The 19,256-nt window shown below is 62.7% G+C and carries 16 protein-coding genes; 7 read left to right on the top strand and 9 right to left on the bottom strand.

Annotated features, from left to right (window positions below; genetic code table 11):
• Positions 1 to 138 precede the first annotated feature (138 nt).
• Positions 139 to 2,334, top strand: a complete 2,196-nt coding sequence (locus AB9K34_RS20100) for a hypothetical protein (protein ID WP_369956280.1) — start codon at positions 139 to 141, stop codon at positions 2,332 to 2,334.
• 289 nt (positions 2,335 to 2,623) lie between these two features.
• On the opposite strand, the gene hppD is transcribed toward AB9K34_RS20100, so the two are convergent.
• Positions 2,624 to 3,718, bottom strand: coding sequence for a 4-hydroxyphenylpyruvate dioxygenase (gene hppD / locus AB9K34_RS20095; protein WP_369956278.1), 1,095 nt, complete (start codon positions 3,716 to 3,718; stop codon positions 2,624 to 2,626).
• Positions 3,719 to 3,863: 145 nt separating this feature from the next.
• Between hppD and AB9K34_RS20090 the strand changes: the two genes are divergently transcribed.
• A complete protein-coding gene (locus tag AB9K34_RS20090) occupies positions 3,864 to 4,319 on the top strand; it encodes an Lrp/AsnC family transcriptional regulator (RefSeq protein ID WP_369956277.1) in 456 nt (151 codons plus the stop codon).
• A gap of 22 nt (positions 4,320 to 4,341) precedes the next feature.
• A complete protein-coding gene (locus AB9K34_RS20085; protein WP_369956276.1) occupies positions 4,342 to 6,213 on the top strand; it encodes a monovalent cation:proton antiporter-2 (CPA2) family protein in 1,872 nt (623 codons plus the stop codon).
• A 16-nt stretch (positions 6,214 to 6,229) separates the two neighbouring features.
• Here the strand turns inward: AB9K34_RS20085 and cobT are convergent, their stop codons facing one another.
• Positions 6,230 to 7,240 carry a nicotinate-nucleotide--dimethylbenzimidazole phosphoribosyltransferase gene (cobT, locus tag AB9K34_RS20080; protein ID WP_369956275.1) on the bottom strand — a complete coding sequence of 337 codons (1,011 nt, stop codon included), beginning with the start codon at positions 7,238 to 7,240 and terminating at the stop codon, positions 6,230 to 6,232.
• Between the two features lie 79 nt (positions 7,241 to 7,319).
• Here cobT and cobS point away from each other — a divergent pair, with 79 nt between their 5' ends.
• Positions 7,320 to 8,087: an adenosylcobinamide-GDP ribazoletransferase gene (cobS, locus tag AB9K34_RS20075; protein WP_369956273.1), complete on the top strand. Its 768-nt coding sequence runs from the start codon at positions 7,320 to 7,322 to the stop codon at positions 8,085 to 8,087.
• 3 nt (positions 8,088 to 8,090) lie between these two features.
• Here cobS and AB9K34_RS20070 read toward each other — a convergent pair whose 3' ends face one another.
• From AB9K34_RS20070 to AB9K34_RS20045, 6 genes are all read right to left on the bottom strand, one after another.
• Entirely contained in the window at positions 8,091 to 9,662 is a 1,572-nt protein-coding gene (locus AB9K34_RS20070) for a hypothetical protein (protein WP_369956501.1), read from the bottom strand.
• Positions 9,663 to 10,047: 385 nt separating this feature from the next.
• Positions 10,048 to 10,557, bottom strand: a complete 510-nt coding sequence (locus tag AB9K34_RS20065) for a CarD family transcriptional regulator (RefSeq protein WP_369956272.1) — start codon at positions 10,555 to 10,557, stop codon at positions 10,048 to 10,050.
• A 267-nt stretch (positions 10,558 to 10,824) separates the two neighbouring features.
• Entirely contained in the window at positions 10,825 to 11,163 is a 339-nt protein-coding gene (fdxA, locus tag AB9K34_RS20060) for a ferredoxin FdxA (RefSeq protein ID WP_085640277.1), read from the bottom strand.
• A gap of 186 nt (positions 11,164 to 11,349) precedes the next feature.
• Positions 11,350 to 11,727 (bottom strand): RNA-binding S4 domain-containing protein, encoded by a 378-nt coding sequence (locus AB9K34_RS20055; RefSeq protein WP_369956271.1) that lies wholly within the window; start codon positions 11,725 to 11,727, stop codon positions 11,350 to 11,352.
• A gap of 4 nt (positions 11,728 to 11,731) precedes the next feature.
• Positions 11,732 to 14,590, bottom strand: coding sequence for a helicase-related protein (locus AB9K34_RS20050; RefSeq protein WP_369956270.1), 2,859 nt, complete (start codon positions 14,588 to 14,590; stop codon positions 11,732 to 11,734).
• A 25-nt stretch (positions 14,591 to 14,615) separates the two neighbouring features.
• Positions 14,616 to 15,185 (bottom strand): hypothetical protein, encoded by a 570-nt coding sequence (locus AB9K34_RS20045; protein ID WP_369956500.1) that lies wholly within the window; start codon positions 15,183 to 15,185, stop codon positions 14,616 to 14,618.
• 70 nt (positions 15,186 to 15,255) lie between these two features.
• Between AB9K34_RS20045 and AB9K34_RS20040 the strand changes: the two genes are divergently transcribed.
• Positions 15,256 to 15,546, top strand: a complete 291-nt coding sequence (locus AB9K34_RS20040; RefSeq protein WP_369956269.1) for an SCP2 sterol-binding domain-containing protein — start codon at positions 15,256 to 15,258, stop codon at positions 15,544 to 15,546.
• Positions 15,546 to 16,520: an alpha/beta hydrolase gene (locus AB9K34_RS20035; RefSeq protein ID WP_369956268.1), complete on the top strand. Its 975-nt coding sequence runs from the start codon at positions 15,546 to 15,548 to the stop codon at positions 16,518 to 16,520. Before AB9K34_RS20040 ends, AB9K34_RS20035 begins: the two co-directional genes overlap by 1 nt.
• Positions 16,521 to 16,587: 67 nt before the next feature.
• Here the strand turns inward: AB9K34_RS20035 and AB9K34_RS20030 are convergent, their stop codons facing one another.
• The gene (locus AB9K34_RS20030) at positions 16,588 to 17,223 is read right to left on the bottom strand and encodes a hypothetical protein (RefSeq protein ID WP_369956267.1); all 636 of its coding nucleotides are present in this window, start codon (positions 17,221 to 17,223) and stop codon (positions 16,588 to 16,590) included.
• A 201-nt stretch (positions 17,224 to 17,424) separates the two neighbouring features.
• Here AB9K34_RS20030 and AB9K34_RS20025 point away from each other — a divergent pair, with 201 nt between their 5' ends.
• Complete coding sequence (locus AB9K34_RS20025) at positions 17,425 to 19,239, top strand: M3 family oligoendopeptidase (protein ID WP_369956266.1); 1,815 nt, start codon at positions 17,425 to 17,427, stop codon at positions 19,237 to 19,239.
• Positions 19,240 to 19,256 lie beyond the last annotated feature (17 nt).

The raw sequence follows: 19,256 nt of genomic DNA, 5'->3' as shown, positions 1-19,256 counted from the left end.
CTGATGTCCACATGGGCATCTACCCGCCGTCAGCGCAAGAGGGTGTCTGGCTTTCCCTTTTCCTCGGTCGGCTCCTGCATTAAAGTCCCGCCACGGACACGTGCCGTATGTGGGTTGGGTCTTGAGGGCTGTGTGTTAATGAAACCGGGATTTGCGCTTTCCCTGTCCCTTGAGGGCATCGCGCTGCTGCACAGGGCTGTGGACGGATGGCGCGTGGTCGGAGAGGTCAGCCTCGACGCGCCGGACCTGGCATTGGTTCTGGAGACCCTGCGCCAACGCGCGATCGAGATCGATCCGCGCGGACCGCTCTGCAAGCTCATCATTCCGAACGATCAGATTCGATATCTCGATGTTCCGGCCACCGGGCCTGACGACGATGCCAACCGCGATCTGGCGCTCGCCGCATTGGCCAAAGCCACGCCGTATACGCTACAAGAACTTGCCTACGACCTGAAGATCGGAGCCGAACGGACACAGGTTGCCGCGCTCGCCCACGCGACGCTTGCCGAAGCGGAACATTTCGCAACCGAGCACGGGTTCGAACCGGTCAGTTTTGTCGCGATCCCCGAAGACGGCACGTTTGACGGTGAACCTTTCTTTGGCGAGGCCGGCGGACTTCCGGCTGGCGCGTCGCTCGAGCGCGACGAGCACCCCGTCTCGATCGTCGGTCCATTCATCGACCCGGCACCGCAAGACCCGGTCGAGACGAGTGATGCCGACGCCCCCGCCGCCCCCGAAGACCTCCCGGATGATCCCGTGCCTTTCGTCAGCCGCCGCGGCCAGGGCGATGAACCATCGTCGGCCCCGCGTCTCGCCGGTGCGTCGCGCGGTGAGCCCGCTGCGTCTGTCGCGGATGCCACGGGCGACGAAAAGCCAAAGCCCGCGCCCGTTGTCACCGACCCCGTCACGCCCGCAGACACAGTCCCACGGCCCGCCGGAGACCGACCGTCCAAACCGGTCATCATCCGCCCGACTCAGGAGGTTGCCCCGCAGGTTTCCGTGCCGGCATCTCCCCAATCGGCGATTCCGGCTCCCAAGGTCACGGAACCCGAGCGCGCACCAGAGCCGGTGCCGCAACCGAAGAACGAAGCGGAACGCCTGACCGTATTCGGTGACCGCGACAAGACCGCAGTCGGGGGCAAGCCGCGACATCTCGGCCTGATCCTGATGGCGGTGCTCTTGCTGTTCCTGGCGGGCGTCGCCGCCTGGGCCGCGCTTTTCCTTGATGACGGCATCGCTGGGCTGTTCGATCGCGGCTCGGAAGCGGAAGAAGCCATCGTCTCGGTGCCGACAACCCCGGACGCGCGAACCCACGCGCCGAGCGATCCTGCCGTCGAGGCGCCTGGCGACGGGCGAGCGGACGAAACCGCAGGTATCGAGCCGGATGCGGTGGCGCCCGTCACTCCGTCGCAGGATGCACCGCTTGCCGCCGCGACCGACCAGCGGCAAAGCGCGCCGGTCGCTCCGGCAACTCCCGAAACAGACGATCTGAACGATCTCTACGAGGTTTCGATCGACCGGACCGATCTTGCCCAGGATGCCCTGGCGCTGCCCGCCATAGCCACACTGGATACCGATCAGCCGCTTGACGCGGTCGCCGCGCCCGCCGCTGCAGGAACCACATTTACCCTCGGCGATGACGGATTGGTAATCCCGACCCCCGAAGGCGCGCTGAGCCCGGAGGGTATCCGGGTGTATCTGGGCAAGCCGCCCGTCGTGCCGCCTGCCCCTCCAACGCGCTTTGAAGCCGAGCCCGACCTTGATGCCGGACGCGACCGGCTGGCGCAGCTTCGCCCGAAATCGCGACCTTCCGATCTCGCGGAGCAAACGGAGCGGGCGCAGCTTGGCGGTCTCACACGCTCCGAGCTGGGCAAGGTGCGGCCCAAGACCCGCCCGCGCACGCAAAAGCAGGAGGCCGAGCGCGACGAGACACCCACGGCGCTGGCCGTCGTGCTCTCCAGAACGCCCAAAGTCCGGCCCCGAAATTTCTCCACCAAGGTGGAAACCGTCCGCAAACAGACCGCCGGCCCTTCCACGCAGGTCGCCGCTGCAACAGTGGCACCGCAAACGGTCACGCCGCCTATTCCCTCTTCGGCTTCGGTCGCGCGTCGGGCGACGCTGGACAATGCAATCAACCTGCGCCGGATCAACCTGATCGGCGTATACGGAACACCGTCGAACCGGCGCGCCCTGATCCGGCTGCCGAGCGGGCGCTATCAGAAGGTCAAGGTCGGCGACCGGGTGGATGGCGGCAAGATCGTCGCGATTGGCGACAGCGAGTTGCGCTATCAGAAGAGCGGCCGCAACGTGACGCTCACGATGCCGCGCGGATGACCCACCATCCCAGATGAAAAACACCGCAGGCCCGTCGGAGCTTGCGGTGTCGCAGATATTGGAACGGCGGCAAGCAAGGCCCACGATTTTACATCCGCCCTGCTGTTCGCATCGTCAGAATGCTTCACGATCCACGCTCACACGGACACGTTGAAGGCTCGGATCACACAAGACCAGCGCGAAACTCTATAGCATTTCGCGATAAACCTGAAGTACCTAACGCTGCCTGAAATCATAGATTTCAACGCGTTAGGTGATACCAGATGTTTCAAGTCAATCGCGAGACGCTTTAGTGACCGACGAGTTCGCCGCTGTCGATCTGTTCTTGCTCGATACTCTCGAACAGGGCCTTGAAGTTGCCCTCGCCAAACCCGTCATCGCCCTTGCGCTGGATGAATTCGAAAAAGATCGGGCCGATCACCGTCTTGCTGAAGATTTGCAACAGGATCTTTGTTTCGCCGCCATCGACAACGCCCTCGCCATCGATCAGGATGCCGTGCTTCATCATCCGGTCCAGCGGCTCTTCGTGACCGACAACACGATCCTTGCTGAGCGCGTAATAGGTTTCCGGTGGGCCGGGCATGAACTTGACGCCTTTTTCGGCAATCGCGTCGGTGCTTTCATAGATGTCGTCCGATCCGACAGCGATGTGCTGGATCCCCTCGCCCTTGTATTTCTTGAGGTAGGACACGATCTGGCCTGTCTCGCCCCGGTCCTCGTTGATCGGGATCCGGATGCGCCCGCAAGGCGAGGTAAGCGCGCGGCTGAACAGACCTGTATATTTGCCTTCGATGTCAAAAAAACGGATTTCCCTGAAATTGAACAGGTCGCCATAAAAGCGGAACCACTTGTCCATGTTCCCCTTGAACACGTTGTGAGTCAGGTGATCGAGGTAAAAGAACCCGACACCGCGCGGCTTGGACTGGGCCAGCCATTCGAACTCTTCATTATAGGGGCTGGTTTCGTAATAGCGGTCGATGAAATAGATCAGGCTGCCACCGATGCCCTTGATCGCGGGAACATCCATGGTCTTGTCATCACCCTCATAAGGCTCGGCCCCTTTGGACACCGCGTGGTCAAAGGCCTGCTGGGCATCCACCACGCGCCAGCCCATCGACGGGGCGCAGGGGCCGTGTTCTTCGACAAATCGTGCGGCAAAGCTCTGCGGTTCGGCGTTCAGAACATAGGTGATGTCGCCCTGCTGCCAAAGCTCGACATCCTTCGACTTGTGCCGCCCGACGCGCGCATACCCCATGCGAGCGAACAGATTGCGCAGTTCCTCGGGTTCCGGATGGGCGAATTCGACAAATTCGAATCCATCGGTGCCGGCCGGGTTTTCGTCGCTGATGACGGATTTCGGGGCATTATGCGGAAATGGGCCCATCCTGAATGTCTCCTGTTGCTGATGCTGTTCGCTTTGATACATATAGGACAGACCAAACGCGGTTTCTGCGCAATCTCGGCCATGCCAATCAGTTGATGCGCGCAATTCCCGCGCGAATCCTGCGAATTTCGAGGGTATCCCGCACATGCTCGATTCGACCGACACCCGCCTTCTGGCTGCGTTGCAAAAGGACGCACACCTGACCGCGCAGCAGTTGGGCGAAATGCTGAACCTGTCTTCGAGCCAGGCGGGGCGCCGTCGCCAAAGGCTGGAGAGCATGGGATATATCCAGGGGTACGCGGCACGGCTCGACCCCTTGCGCCTCGGGTTGACGGTGCAGGGGTTCATCCAGGTTCAACTGGGCACGCACGGCCCGGAACAATCCAGGGGATTCGCGCGACTAATCCAGACCCGTCCCGAGATCACCAGCGCATGGACAATGACCGGCGATGCGGATTACCTGTTGCGGGTGTATTGTGAAGATCTCCCGGCGCTGAACGCGCTGATCCATGACGTGTTGCTGGCCCATCCCGTCGTCGCGCGGGTGCAGAGCCAGATCGTGATGGACCAGTTGAAGCGCGACGCACCACTCCCCACCTGACCGGGAAAAGGACCCTTCTTTCATGGAAAATTTCCTGTATCAGGCCACGATCTATCTGGCTGCGGCGGTGATCGCGGTGCCTTTTGCCGCCCGGTTGGGGCTCGGATCGGTGCTTGGATACCTTGCCGCAGGCATCGTCATCGGGCCGGTTCTGGGGCTGGTCGGCAGCGAAACCCAGGAGTTGCAGCATTTCGCCGAATTCGGCGTGGTGATGATGCTCTTCCTGATCGGGCTCGAACTCGAACCCCGGGCGCTCTGGGACATGCGGCACCGGCTGATCGGCCTGGGCGGACTTCAGATCACGATCAGCACGCTGGCGCTGATGGCGGCGGCCATGTCGGCCGGGCAATCATGGTCGGTCGCGCTTGCCATCGGTCTTGCCCTGTCGCTGTCGTCGACCGCGATCGTGCTTCAAACCCTGTCCGAAAAAGGTCTGATGCAGACCGGCGGCGGCCGGGCGGCGTTCTCGGTGCTGCTGACACAGGACATCGCGGTTATCCCGATCCTCGCCTTGCTGCCGCTGCTGGCCAGCGCGCCGAACATGTCGCTCAATGCCGACGGTTCGATCAAGCGCGCCGCGGAAGGAGAATATGCGGACAAGCTGTCGCTGGTTGACGGGTTGCCCGGATGGGGGGTCACTCTCGTCACGATCGGTGCCGTAGCGGCGGTTATCCTCGCGGGGATCTACCTGACCCGCCCGTTGTTCAGATATATCCACCTGTCACGCCTGCGCGAGATGTACACCGCGCTCGCCCTCAGCATTGTCGTGGGTATCTCGTTCCTGATGACGCTGGTTGGCCTGTCGCCCGCTCTGGGCGCATTCCTCGCCGGCGTGGTCCTCGCAAACAGCGAATTCCGGCATGAACTGGAGAGCGACCTCGAACCCTTCAAGGGGCTGTTGCTGGGGCTGTTCTTCATCACGGTCGGCGCCGGGATCAATTTTGGCCTGTTCTTCTCGGAACCCGCCGATCTGATCGGTCTTGCGTTGCTGGTGATCCTGGCCAAGGGCATCGTGCTTTACGTGCTTGGTCGCGCCTTCGGCCTCAAGGGTCGCGATCGCTGGCTCTTTACGCTGAGCCTCGCGCAGGCCGGTGAATTCGGTTTCGTGCTGATCGCCTTTTCGGTCGGTCAAGGGGTCATTCCAACGTCGGTCTCGGAAAAGCTCCTGCTGATCATTGCCCTGTCGATGCTGATCACGCCGCTTCTGTTCATCACCTATGATTTCATCTCAAGCCGGATGCGGGACAAGAGCCCGGGCCACGAGGCGGATTCGATCGATGAACAAGGACCGGTGATCATCGCCGGAATCGGCCGTTTCGGACAGATCGTGAACCGGCTCGTTCAGGCCAGCGGTTTCAAGACCGTCGTGCTGGACAACAACATGGAAACCATCCAGTTGATGCGCCGTTTCGGCTACAAGGGCTTTCTCGGAGATCCGACGCGGCCCGAACTGCTCAAGGCCGCGGGGCTCGGCAAGGCGCGGGTGCTGGTCGCGGCGATGAACAACCGGCAGGCGGTGACGCGGCTTGTGGCCTATGCGCGGCGCGAACGGCCGGATTTGCATATCGTGGCGCGGGCGCATGATCGCAACCATGTCTACGAGCTTTATCGCGCCGGAGCGAATGACATCGTGCGCGAAATGTTTGACGCCAGCTTGCGCGCGGGCCGATACGTGCTGGAGAATGTCGGGCTCAGCGAATTCGAAGCCGATGCGGCAGAGCGCACATTCTATGATCACGACCGGTATGCGGTGCAACAATTGGCCGAAGTCTGGGATCCGGACATTCCGCCGACCGAAAATACCGCCTATCTCGCCCGCGCACGCGAACTGGAAAAGGAACTTGAGCTCGCCCTGACCAACCGCGCCAGCGAAGAGGGCAGGAAATCGGCCTGATCCGCCTGCCAGCCGCCTATCCGGCGGCGACCCCGGCTTCGGCAAAGGTGGCCATGCCACTATGGCAGGCGACCGCAGCCTTGACGATGTTGATGGCCAGAGCCGCGCCCGATCCCTCGCCAAGCCGCAGGCCGAGCGACAACAGCGGTTCCTTGCCCAAACGGTCGAGCAGGGCGCGGTGCGCGCCTTCGGCACTCAGGTGACCGGCCACTGCGTGATCCAGCGCCCCGGCATCGACCGCCTGCAAACAGGCGGCGGCGGCACAGCAGATGAACCCGTCCAACACGACCGGAATCCGCAGGCTGCGCGCGGCGGCAATTGCGCCCGCCATCGCCGCCACCTCGCGCCCGCCAAGACACCGCAACACGTCGAGCCCGTCCGACTGCGGATGCAATGCCACTGCCTCGGCGACCACCCGCACCTTGTTCGCGAGACCGTCCTCGTCCACGCCGGTGCCGCGTCCGGTCCAGTCTCCGGCCGCTCCGCCAAAAAGCGCATGACAGATCGCCGCCGCCGATGTGGTGTTGCCAATCCCCATTTCCCCGACGACCAGCAGATCCGCCTGTGGATCGACCGCTGCCCAGCCGGCTTGCAGCGCGCTCAGGCAATCCTGCTCCGACATCGCAGGACCGCGCGTGAAATCCGTTGTCGGTCGGTCCAGTTCGAGCGCGTGAATGTCCAGCGACGCCCCTGCCGCCCGGGCCAGTTGATTGATCGCGGCTCCGCCATGTTGGAAATTCGCCACCATCTGCACCGTGACATCGGCAGGAAAAGCCGACACACCCTGTGCCGTCACCCCGTGATTGCCGGCAAAGACGATGATCTGCGGCGATGCAAGGACCGGGCGCGGATTGCCGCGCCAGCCTGCGTACCAGAGCGCCAGATCCTCGAGCCGGCCCAGAGCCCCCGGCGGCTTGGTCAGTTGACCGTTGCGCTCTGCCGCGCCCTGTCGTGCCGTCCCGTCCTCTTGCGGTGCATCGGCAAGCAGTGCGCGCAGCGCATTCAGATCGGTCAGGTCAGGTCGCATTCAAAGCCTCGTTGCATTGGGTTCCGCCCCCGTGTTTAACCATTGCGCAACCCGCGACAACACAGGAAAAGGCCAGCATATGCGCAAACCCGACATTCTCTGCGCGTGGGGGTTGAACGTCGGGGTCGCCTTTGCCCTTCTAAGCCGCCTGCCCCTGCCCCGATTGCCGGATGTGGCCTTTGCCCGACAAGCCGACGCGGTCTGGGCCTTTCCGCTTGTCGGGCTTGTCGTCGGTGGGATCGCGGGGCTTGCGGGGATCACCGGCCTTGCAATCGGTTTGCCCGCGCCCGTCGCGGCGGGGCTGGTGCTCGTCATGCAGGTGGTCTTGACCGGTGCCATGCACGAGGACGGTCTGGCCGATACGACCGACGGGTTATGGGGCGGCTGGACCCGCGAGCGCCGGCTCGAGATCATGAAGGACAGCGCCATCGGCAGCTATGGCGTTCTGGCGCTGATCCTGACAGTCGGGTTGCGGTGGACGGCGCTCACCGCTCTGCTGCCGCTCGGAGCCGGACCGGTGATCGCTGCCGCCGTGCTGGCCCGCAGCTTTCTGCCGCTTCTGATGCACGGTCTGCCGCATGTCCGTGAGTCGGGGCTGTCACACAAGGTTGGCAGACCGCCGCGCGGTCCGGTCGCCGTCGCGGTCGCGCTGGGGTTCCTTGCTGGCTGGATTGCGGTCGGCCCGGCGATTGTCGGCGGCTGGCTTTGTGCCGCGACGCTCGTACTGGCTCTGGCCCTGCTGGCCCGCGCGCGCATCGGCGGGCAAACCGGCGACATACTCGGCGCGGCAGAACAACTCGCGGAAATCGCGGTGTTGCTGGCCCTGCTGGCCATTGCCGCGCCGTGATCGTCAATCGGTGGTGCGCAACCGCGACAGCTGAACGACCAGAATCGCGACCAGCGGCAAGGCCAGCCCCAAGACCGCCACGGTAATCAGCAGCCAGCCAAGCTCGCTGTAATCCGCAGCAACCTCGATCGCGCCGGTCGCCCGGTCCCGGACTTCACGGGTCACGAGGAACAGCTGGTTCAGGTACTTTGTTGCAAGCGCACTGGCCGAAAGCGCGAGGTTGGTAAAGGACGCCATGACCGCAAAGAACGTCGCCTTGAGGTTTGGCGGCGCATTGCGGGCGATCCAGGCGAGCATGGGGATCATCGCCACCTGCCCCAGCGGCGATTCGACCGCCGTATCGAGTATCGCAATAAACCGCGCATCGACGAGTCCGCCGGTATGCGCCGCTGTCCAGTTCTGCACCCCGTAAAAGAGACCGATATTCGGCAAGGACAAGATCGCCGCCGCAAATGTAAGCAGCAGGATGATCTGTGTTATCGGGCGCTTGGCCATCATTGGCCGCAACAGGATGATCCCGGCCAGCGTCAGCACCGAGGTGATGAGGGAAAGCACCGACAGGAATTGCTCGTCAAAGCCCAGCACGTCGATCTCGAACCACGTCTGACCCGGGCCCGGCAACGGCACGGCGCGAAAGACAAAGATGATGATCGCCGTCCCGACCAGCATCCGCGCCTTGGCCGGTTCCAGCACCGCAATCAGCTGTCTCATCAGGAACAACACGATAGCCATCGAACCGACGAACACGACTTCCTGGGAATAGGCGAAATCCGAAAGACCGATTGCGAGCGTCAGGACCACGTAAATCGCACCGCCGGTAAAATACCAGTGATTGGGCGTTGGCTCGTCCCCATCGCGCCCCAGCGCCGCTTCGATCTCGATTTCCGTCTTGCCCAGCCCCAGCAGCCGTCGTTTGTCATACCTGCGTTGCAGAGCGGCGAGCGCAACACCGGAAACGGACAGAAGCGGAATGATCAGCGCGATAAGATAAATCCGCGCATAAATCCCTGCCTTTGCGGTTTGTGGCAGGTCTTCTGCGCTGGCGAACATCACGATATTCAACACCGCCACCGCCACCGTACCGCTGATCAGGGCAAAGCGGCCAAGCGTCTGCATCGTGGTGTGCATAGCGCGAGACTGTTCCTCGGGAATGGGTTCGCCATCGCGATCCAGCCGGGGCACCGCCTCGACCGACATGGCGTCCGCCACTGCGTCCTGAATCACATAGCCGCACGGGGCGAGCAGGACGCTGATCACGTACCAGGCGCTGATCGGCAGGATCGCAGCCATGGCATCGGGATCGGTGACAAGAAGATACATGATGACAAGGCTGGATGCGATCAGCGCCGCCCCGAGATAGATCAGCCAGCCCTTGTAGCGCCAAATCAGGTCGACGAGATGGCCAAGGGGCATCTTGAGCGCCCAAGGAATGCCCGCCCAGAAAGCGATACCGGACAGGAACGCGGCGGACAAACCAAGATAATCCTTGACGAAAAACGTACCGACAATCGCGGTCAGCCCGGACACGCCATAAGAAAAGTAGATCATCAGAGGTGGCAGGAACGACCACCGCATCTGTCGTCCCAGATCGATAAAGACGCGTTCGAACCACCCCGCGTTTCCCGTGTCGGCCAATGTCGTTTTCCTTGTCCTGTCCGCGACGGCACACGCTAGAACGCCGGCTGGCGCATGTCGATTGTCCGCTGTCGGTGATACCGCCTTATCGACGCGATGTCCTGAGACGGCGTCGCGGTTCGGGCTGGTCGCTCATGTTTCGCGCGCCGATCGGACGTCGTTGTTCGTGCGCGCGGCCAGGCAACGCGCCGAGGCACATCCGGCTCCGGCAGGAGCAGGAGCCGGTCGCGCTGCAACGACAGCCGGAACGAAAAACGGTGGCCCCAATGGGCCACCGTTCGAATCTCGTTAAAATCAGCGTGACAGGCATGAGGTCGTAACGACGTTACGCCGCCCGCGACATCAGGACGTCGCCAACCTGTTTGGCCGCGATATCCTCGTCACCCCCGCCGACGGCTGCCACTTCGCGGGTCAGACGTTCGAGCGCGGCTTCGTAAAGCTGACGTTCCGAATAGCTCTGTTCGCGCTGATCGTCGGTGCGGTGCAGGTCGCGGACAACTTCGGCAATTGCGATCAGATCACCGGAATTGATCTTTTGTTCATATTCCTGCGCCCGGCGCGACCACATGGCCCGCTTGACCTTGGCCTTGCCCTTGAGCGTCGTCATCGCCTTGGTGATAACGTCGGGCGAACTCAGCGAGCGCATGCCGATTTCGGTTGCCTTGTGGGTCGGAACCCGCAGGGTCATCTTGTCCTTTTCAAAGGAAATCACGAACAGCTCCAGCGTAATACCGGCAACTTCCTGCTCCTCAACCGAAACGATCTGGCCCACGCCATGCGCGGGATAGACGACATATTCGTTGGGACGGAAATCTAGCTTCTTCGATTTGGTCATTCAGATAGTCCTTGCTTGCGACTGGTTCAGACGGCAAAAACCCGCAGCGGCGCACGACAATGCCCCGTCTGACGGCGTTCGTTTACTTGACTGAGCCACTCCTGATGAGTGCGGAGGAGGGCATTTTCCCAGACTTTGATACCATTTGCGACAGTATCATAGCATAATTTTACCGCTTCCGGAAGTGGACGTGCGTAAACTTGTTGACGATTGCCGGTCACTCCGGCGGAATCGACGCAGGACAGCGCCGAATTACTGTCCGCCCGATCAACCGCCCTCGCCCGGCGCCTCGGAAAAATACTTCTCCAGTTTGCCGCTTTCGCCATCACGTTCTTCGGCTTCAGGAAGCGGATCCTTCTTGGTGATGATCACCGGCCACAATTCCGCATATTTGCGGTTGAACTCGACCCACTTGTCCATGTCCGGTTCTGTGTCGGGGCGGATGGCATCCGCAGGGCATTCCGGTTCGCACACGCCGCAATCGATACACTCATCCGGATGGATGACCAGCATGTTCTCGCCTTCGTAGAAACAATCCACGGGACACACCTCGACACAATCGGTGTATTTGCAGGCGATGCAGGCGTCGTTCACGATATAGGTCATGATGGGCTTTCCGGTTCACGTGTTGGCGGACTAGCTAATTCAGCGCCGCCGGTACTTCAAGTCTGCAATCCGCCACAGCATCCGCGCGCAGGGCCGAATTCCGGCGTTTGCGACCAATCGGCCAACCCACGTTCTACCCAGCGGCGAATGTTGGGCGCGAGTTCTGCATTCACCATAAAAATCGGATCAGAAATCGCCCTCATCCACCGTGCGCAGCGCATCCAGCGCCCTGCGCGCCTTTTTCGTCGGTCGCTCTCCGGCCCGTTCGGGCGGGGGCTGACGCGGCTCTGGCGGTGCGAGATCCTCGTAAAGACCCTGCGCCTCGCCAGCAGGGCCGCGCCGCGCGCCGAGCTCGACAATCCGGACCACCCTCGCCTGCCGCCCCTGAACGAAGGTGAGCACATCTCCGGCGCCGACGCCATAGGCCGGCTTGAGCGTGCGCTCGCCATTCACCCGCACATGCCCGCCGCTGACCTGCTTGGCGGCAAGGGTGCGGGTCTTGAAGAACCGCGCCTGCCACAACCACTTGTCCAGCCTCAGCTTGTCCGGCGGCGCGGCGCCCACAAGCCTATCCGTTGTCCTTGAGCCCCATCAAGGCGGCAGCGAACGGGTTATCCGGATCGATCTGCTTTTCCTTGCGGGGTGGGCGCGCGGAATAGGATTTGGCACCCTTGTCCTTGCGATCGCCCTTGTCCTGCCCCTTCCTGCGCGGGGGACGTCCCTTGCCCTGAGGCTTGGTGCCCTGAGCGTCCCGCTGACCCGTCTTGTTGCCGCGCGAACGCTGCTGGTCACGGCGCGGCCGGGCCCAGGTGAACGTATAAAAGACCTCGATCTCGGGTTCCTGCGGCGCCTCGGGTTTCTGCGGCGCAGGGTCCTCCTGCGCAGCGGGGTCCGCCTGCACGGCAGCCCCTTGCGCAACCGGATCGGCGGTTTGTCCGGCAACGGGTGGAGTCTCCGCCGTATCGTCCGCAACCGGTTCAACCGCTGCGGGTTCGGACGCGGTCGCCTCCTCTGTCGTGGTGCCGGGCGTCGCAGCCGGGGCGGGCTTGACCTTGGCCCGTTCGCCGCGCTCGCCCTTGTAGCCGAGCCCCTGCATCAGATCCGCAAACTGATCCAGCGTCGTCCCGGTGATGGAGAGCATGTCTGGCTTGGCCTCGAAACCGCCCCGGCTGTCCTCGGTGCGCAGCATGTCCGCGAGCCGTTCAAGCATGTCGATCCGCACCGCGCGCTCGCCCGCAGCGCGATAACCGCACATCGTGTGATACCCTTCGGGCGCGTCCTGCACCGTCGGCACGGTCACCAGGCCAGGTGGCGGGGATTCCGGAAACTCCTGCAATCCCTTGGCCAGCGACCACAGCACCAGCCGCAAACGCGTCGGCGCAGGCTTGAGCAACAGTGGCATGAAAATCGTGAACTGACCGAACCGGACGCCATGCTTGCGCAGCGCGCCGCGGGCATCCTGATCGAGATCCTTGACCTCTTGCGCCACCTCGGCACGGGGAAGGATGCCCAGCGACTCGATCATCCGGAAGCCAAAGCCGCGCGCAAGTCCCGACAGTTCCTCGTCGCGTTGCAGGGTCAGCAAAGGCTCGAACAGCGACGCAATCTTGCGGTCGATGAAATGCTGCAACCGGCGCGCGACCTTCTGGGCCACATCGGGTCCGGCCGCTTCATCGACGAACACCTCGACCTGCGGCTTCAGCGGCTCCGGCCCCGCGACCAGCTTGCCCACCGCGTGTTCACCCCACATCAGACCGCCCTGTTCGGTAAAGTCGATCTCGGTATCGGGGGCATTGTAAAACCGATCCGCCCGCAAATGGAATTGCGGCGCAAGCGCCTGAAGCGAGGCGGCCTTGACCGCCTTTTCCTCGGCCCCCGCCGCCGCTGACTTGTCCGCGGAGAATCGAAACCCTTCCAAACGCCCGACGAATTCACCTTCGACGGTCACTTCACCCTTATCGTTCACTTCGGCCAAAAGGGCCTCCTTTTGCTTGAGCCGGCGCAAAAGCACGGATGTACGCCGGTCCACAAATCTCTGTGTCAGTCGCTCGTGCAGCGCGTCCGACACCCTGTCTTCTACAGCGCGCGTCACGTCGCGCCAATGGCTTTCGTCGCCTGTCCAGCCCTTGCGCTGCGCGACATAGGTCCATGTGCGGATAAATGCCAATCGCTTGCTCAGCGTATCGATATCCCCGTCTGTCCGGTCGATACGCCTGATCTGCCGGGCGAGCCAATCGTCGGGCACCCTGCCGCTTTCGTGCAGATAGCCGAAAATGATCTCGAGCAGGGCAGAATGCTCCGCATGGCTGATTCCCCGGAAATCGGGGATCCGGCACACATCCCACAACAGGCGGATCGAGGCGGGGTCGGACGCACGGGCGAAGACCTCGTCCACTTGCGCCAGGGATTTCAGTGCGCCCAGATCGTCCGCCTCGCGCGCCTTGACCAGGTTCTCATCCGTCGGCGTCATCTCCAGCGCGCGGATCAGATGATCGACCGATCCGAACTCCAGCGCGGCGTTGCGCCAGTTCAGCTTCTTCAGGGGTGTGAAGCGATGCTCCATGATCGCCTGTGCCACCGGTTCGTCGAGCGGTCGCGCTTCGCCGGTGACGCCGAACGTGCCATGCGACATGCCCCGCCCCGCACGGCCCGCTATCTGCGCCAGTTCGTTCGGCGCGAGCGGCCGCATCCGGCGCCCGTCAAACTTGGTTAGCGCCGAAAATGCCACATGGTCGATATCGAGGTTCAACCCCATCCCGATCGCATCCGTCGCCACAAGGTAATCAACGTCGCCGTTCTGGTAGAGTTCGACCTGCGCGTTGCGCGTGCGCGGCGACAGCGCTCCCATCACCACTGCCGCGCCACCCTTTTGCCGGCGGATCAGTTCGGCAATGGCATAGACGCCCTCGACCGAGAACCCGACGATGGCGCTGCGCGCGGGCATGCGGCTGATCTTTTTCGCACCGGAATAGACGAGCTGCGACATCCGCTCACGCCCCTGGAACTGCGCCTCCGGCACCAGCGCGCGGATCGGACCGCGCATGGTATCGCTGCCCAGGAACAAGGTTTCGAGATGCCCCCGCGCACGCAGCAAACGGTCTGTAAAGACGTGGCCTCGCTCGGGATCGGCGCAAAGCTGGATCTCGTCGATCGCGACAAAATCGGTCCCCATCCCTTCGGGCATCGCCTCGACGGTGCAGACCCAGTATTGCGTGCGTGGCGGAACGATACGCTCTTCGCCGGTGACGAGCGCCACCACAGACGGACCGCGCACCGCGACAATCCGGTCGTAGACCTCGCGCGCCAGAAGCCGCAGCGGCAGCCCCATGACACCGGTCCGATGGCCCAGCATGCGTTCGATGGCATAATGCGTCTTGCCGGTATTGGTCGGGCCCAGCACGGCCACAATACGCGATGACCCGGTCACCTGTCGCCCCCTGCCCCGTCAGGGCCTAAAGTGCCGCGCCCTCGATTCCCGGGCGCAGACGGTCCAGGGCTCTGGTTACTTCCTCGTGATGGGGATGTATAGCCTGCGCCCGCGTGTAGGCCTGATAGGCCCGCGTTTTGTCGCCGAACTCTTCCAGCAGGGCGCCAAGACCGATTATCGCGTTGTAATCGTTGGGGTTGAGCGCCAGCGAGCGTTCCAGATCCAGAAGTGCCGGCCCGTAAAGCTCGGCGTGAAAATAGGCCAGCGCCCGGGTGCTCCAGCCCTGTGCGAACTCCGGCGCGTGATCGGTCAGCGCCGTCAGATGTTCGATCGCCGCCGCCGTGTCGTCTTGCTCAAGGGCGTCGCGTCCGCGTTGCAGCAACAGGTCCATGGACGGCGAACCGCTGCGCGACCAAAGCCGTTGCAATTGCCGGTCCAGACGCCGCGCCTCGTCCGCATCCGCCGTCGCGAGCGCCTGCAACAGCGCCTGCTCATCCTCGGAATCCGCGGTTTGCGCGATCAAAGGTATGGAATTCATTACTATGGCCAAAACTGCCGCGACGATAGCTTTGATCAAGGGATGGATAACGCTCATAACGTTGTTCAGTGTAACGCGATGCATGGGAAATTCCAGAGCCCCCTGCACCAAAATCTTGAGAGTGAAAATGAGCGAATTCCTTGAAAAGGCTGCGGCCGAACTCAACACGAAGCTGGCGACCTCCGACTTTGACGGCACCGCCAAGTTCGACATCGCCGGTGAAGGCGCGATCATGCTCGACGGCAATGGCGCACGCGTCGCCGATGACGAGGCCGACGTTACCCTTAGCGCCGATGCCGAAACCTTTCAGGCCATTTTCGAGGGCGATCTGAACCCGACCTCGGCCTTCATGACCGGCAAACTGTCGGTGGATGGCGACATGGGCATGGCCATGAAACTGGCATCGGTTCTGGCCTGATGAAACTGGTGTCCGCCCCCCTGCATGACGATATGGTCGGCGTGCCCGAAGGCGGGCGGGCCTACTGGTTGAAAACGTCGGATGGCATCCGCATCCGTGTCGGCGTCTGGCGGCCCGAAGGGCGCACACGCGGCACCGTGCTGATGCTGCCCGGCCGTACCGAATATGTCGAGAAATACGGCGATACCGCCGGTGAACTGGGCCGGCGCGGATACGCGACGCTGGTGATCGACTGGCGTGGCCAGGGCCTTGCCGACCGGTTGCTGGATGACACGCGCCTTGGGCATGTGAACATCTTTACCGACTACCAGAAGGACCTGGCCGCCGCGATGAAACTGGCGCGTGCGATCGAATTGCCGACGCCGTTTCACCTGATCGGTCATTCGATGGGCGGTGGCATCGGGCTGCGGGCGGTGATGGAAGGGTTGCCGGTCCAGAGCTGCGCCTTTACGGGGCCGATGTGGGGCATCTACATGTCGCCGATGGTCAAGCCATTCGGATGGGCGCTGTCGCACGTTGCGCCGATGGTCGGCATGGGAACGCGCCTGCCGCCGAGCACGCGTCACGAAGGCTACGTGACCGCGAATGCGTTCGATGGCAACGCGCTGACAACCGAACCCAGCATGTACAGGATGATGCAGGATCAGCTTGCCGCGCATCCCGAGCTTGGCATCGGCGGACCGACGCTGGTGTGGTTGCGCGAGAGCCTGATGGAATGCCGCACGCTCGCGCAACGGCCTTCGCCCGACCTGCCCTGCATCACTTTCCTTGGCTCCGGAGAGCAGATCATCGATTGCGAGGATGTACGCCAGCGCATGGACCGATGGCCAAACGGGCGGCTCGAAATCGTGCAGGGTGCGCGCCACGAGGTTCTGATGGAGACTCCCGAGATCCGGGCCGACGTGTTCGATCAACTCGACGAACTGTTCAGCCGCCCGCCAAGCGGAACACAGGACAGCGCCGTTTCCGCCTGACCCCGGCAAAGGCGAAAATGGCCAATATCGGAGTGCGCCCGGCGACCGAGTGCCGGACGCTGTTTCCCTAACCGCAGTCGCCAGTCAGGCCGACCCGGTTTTCGCGGATGGCCGCGACGGAAACGGTGCAGCTTTTTCCGTCCACATCCGTTGTCACGCTGTCGCCAACCGCAACCACTTGCGTGCTCAACCCGTTGACGGCCAGCCGCGCCTTGCCGTTGACCACACCCGAGACGAACACCCTCAGGGCACCATCGGCCAGCATCAGCACCTCGCCCGGACCTGCGACGGCACCGCCCTCCAGTGCGACCCTATCCACCGCCGATCTCGTCCAGCTCTCCAGCGACGCCGACATCTCGGCCAGCGTCGTCTTCAGCGAGTCCGCCTGGCTCGCGGCCGTTTCCGAGATCTTGCCGCCCAGCGTATCGCGAAGCCCTTCGATCTTTTCGCCGACCGCCGACACCAAGTCACCCGTCGCGGCCGCCCCATCCGCCACCGCCGCATCCAGCGCATCGAGCCGGGCCGACATCGCCTCAAGAACGCTACCCTGCTCCCGGGCCGCCGCGCTCACCGGTGCGATTTCTTCGCGCACGAGGGTCCTGACGTCTTCGTCCAGCGTATCGTTGCCGATGAACAACCCCAACAGCAGCCCGATCAGCGCACCACCGGCGCCCGTTACCTTCGGATCGTTGAAAATACCCACACCAAATCCTCCCTTTCGATTGTCGCACCATGACCGCACGACGGACCCGGAATGTCAAAGGGTCCGCGATGTTCGCGCGTCGCCGCGAAAGAACCCACTTCGATGCCGGTCCGGCGGATTATTTCGCGGCATTTCCGCGCCGCCACTTGCATCTGCGCGGGCCGGGGCACTAATTCCAAGACAAAGCAGAAGGATTGCGTAATGACGATCAAACCGAATTTCGATGCCAATGCCTCGTCCGGCGGCAAGGATCTTGGCAACCTGCCGGAATGGGACCTCAGCGATCTCTACACGTCGCAGGACGCGCCCGAACTCAAGCGCGACCTTGACTGGCTCGAAACGGCCTGCGCCTCTTTCGCCGCCGATTACGAAGGCAAACTTGCGGATCTCGACGCCGCAGGATTTCTGGATTGCGTGCTGCGCAACGAACGCATCAGCGCGGTTGCCGGGCGCATCATGTCCTTTGCCGGGCTGCGCTATTACCAGCAGACGACCGATGCGGACCGGGCCAAGTTCATGTCGGACATGCAGGAAAAGATCACCAATTTCACCACGCCGCTGGTGTTTTTCACGCTTGAACTGAACCGGCTGGATGACGGGGTTCTCGCGGCCCATTTCGCCGCCAATGCCGATCTTGCGCGCTATCGGCCGGTCTTTGACCGTATCCGCGCGATGAAACCCTACCAGTTGTCGGACGAGCTGGAGAAATTCCTTCACGACATGGGCGTGGTGGGCGATGCGTGGGAAAAGCTGTTCGATGAAACCATCGCCGGACTCGAATTCTCGGTCGACGACGAAACGCTGAACATCGAAGGCACGCTCAACCTGCTGACCGAACAGGATCGCAACATCCGCGAGGCCGCCGCACGCGAGTTGGCCGATGTGTTCGCCGAAAACATCAAGACCTTTGCCCGTGTGCACAACACGCAGGCCAAGGAAAAGGAAGTCGTCGACCGCTGGCGCGGCATGCCCACACCGCAAACCGGCCGGCACCTGTCGAACGATGTGGAGCCCGAAGTCGTCGAGGCCCTGCGCAAGGCCGTGGTCGCCGCCTATCCCAAGCTCAGCCACCGTTATTACGAACTGAAACGCAAATGGCTGGGGCTCGACAAGATGCAGGTCTGGGACCGCAACGCCCCCCTGCCGATGGAAGACAGCCGCGTCGTCGACTGGGCCAGCGCCGAAAAGACCGTGATGGATGCCTATAACGCCTTCGATCCGCGCATGGGCGAAATTGCCGCGCCGTTCTTTTCCAAAGGCTGGATTGATGCCGCCGTCAAACCGGGCAAGGCCCCCGGCGCCTTTGCCCACCCCACCGTGACCGAGGTTCATCCCTATGTCATGCTGAACTATCTGGGCAAACCGCGCGATGTCATGACCCTTGCGCACGAGCTGGGCCATGGCGTGCATCAGGTTCTCGCCGCCGGTCAGGGTGAAATGCTGTCTTCCACGCCGCTGACGCTCGCCGAAACCGCGTCCGTGTTTGGTGAGATGCTCACCTTCCGCAAGATGCTGGATAACGCCGAAACACAGGAGCAGCGCAAGATTCTGCTCGCTGGCAAGGTCGAGGACATGATAAATACGGTTGTCCGCCAGATCGCCTTCTACGATTTCGAGTGCAAACTGCACGCGGCACGGCGCGGCGGAGAGTTGACGCCGGACGACATCAACGCCCTCTGGATGAGCGTTCAGGCCGAAAGCCTTGGGCCCGCATTCGAATTCATGGACGGCTACGAAACCTTCTGGGCCTACATTCCGCATTTCGTGCACTCGCCCTTCTATGTCTATGCCTACGCCTTTGGCGATGGGTTGGTGAACGCGCTCTACTCGGTCTACGCCGACGGCGACCCGGGCTTTGAGGACAAGTATTTCGACATGCTCAAGGCCGGCGGGTCCAAGCACCACAAGGACCTTCTGGCACCGTTCGGTCTGGATGCGTCCGATCCCCGGTTCTGGGACAAAGGCCTCGACATGATCTCCGGCTTCATAGACGAGCTTGAGGCGATGGAAGCATAGAGAAGGGCCGGCACGCA

Origin of the sequence: Sedimentitalea sp. XS_ASV28, from assembly GCF_041224545.1 — a bacterium.
GTDB lineage: Bacteria > Pseudomonadota > Alphaproteobacteria > Rhodobacterales > Rhodobacteraceae > Sedimentitalea.
The sequence above is the reverse complement of the archived record's forward strand: the minus strand, read 5'-3'. Positions and strand labels throughout refer to the sequence as shown.